Genomic DNA, 838 nt, shown 5'->3' on the forward strand with positions numbered 1-838 from the left:
CGAATAGTACACGTATGAGCTTGTTACAAAGAGCAATCATCGATTGCTTCTTCTTGAGCGGATTGTCCATTCGTGTCGTGTAATAATGATGCAATGCACGAAACTCAGGGTTCTTGGCTACTAAGGTAAGGGTCACACGATACAACAAGGCTCGTAACCGGCAGCGCCCTCGCTTAGATATGGTCGTTTCTCCCTTGCGGTCTCCGGAACTGTTCTCCCGTAAGCTAAGTCCAGCGTGGCGTACGATTTGCTGACTGTGTACGTAGTTGTCCAGATCGCCGACTTCGGCCAGAAACCCCGCTACGGTAGTCAGCTTGACACAAGGGATACTCATCATTTCTTCGGCCCCGGGTATTTGTTTGACCAGAGCTTCAACCAGTTCCATCAGTTGATCAAGCTGCCTAGACAGCATAGTGTACTGCTCCAAGCACATGGCTAGCTCATGTTTGGCTGCTGTAACACCTTCCGTTAGGCCGATGGATTTACTGGCTGTGCGATACAGCAATGCGGCTCTTTTGGCTCCTACTGCACGCTCTACACCGTTCTTCTTCCATGTTGCCACGATCGATGTTTCGCCGGCTTGAACCACCTCTTGCGGCAGAGGGAAGTGTTCCAGTGTAATAAGCGATGCCTTTCCTTCCCACTTTTTAAACACCTGAGTGTATTCGGGGAAGAAGCGATCCAACCAATTGTGGATTCTTGCCTTCGCACGATTGAGATCTAGGTTTAGTCGCTCTCGTTGATTCATGTAGACCCTCAGATCCGCGTAGACTCCTTCTGGTAACTGAGGCTTCGTATAACGACCGTCGATCACCAATTTTCCTATGACTTTGGCATC

General features: G+C 49.6%; 1 protein-coding gene. It reads right to left on the reverse strand.

All coding sequences use genetic code 11. From position 1 onward, the window contains the following. On the reverse strand, nucleotides 1–838 hold an 838-nt coding region (locus FS806_RS25260), incomplete at both ends, for a transposase (protein WP_144942106.1).

Origin of the sequence: Paenibacillus sp. 32O-W (assembly GCF_007679495.1) — a bacterium.
In the GTDB taxonomy this organism is placed as follows: domain Bacteria; phylum Bacillota; class Bacilli; order Paenibacillales; family NBRC-103111; genus Paenibacillus_L; species Paenibacillus_L residui.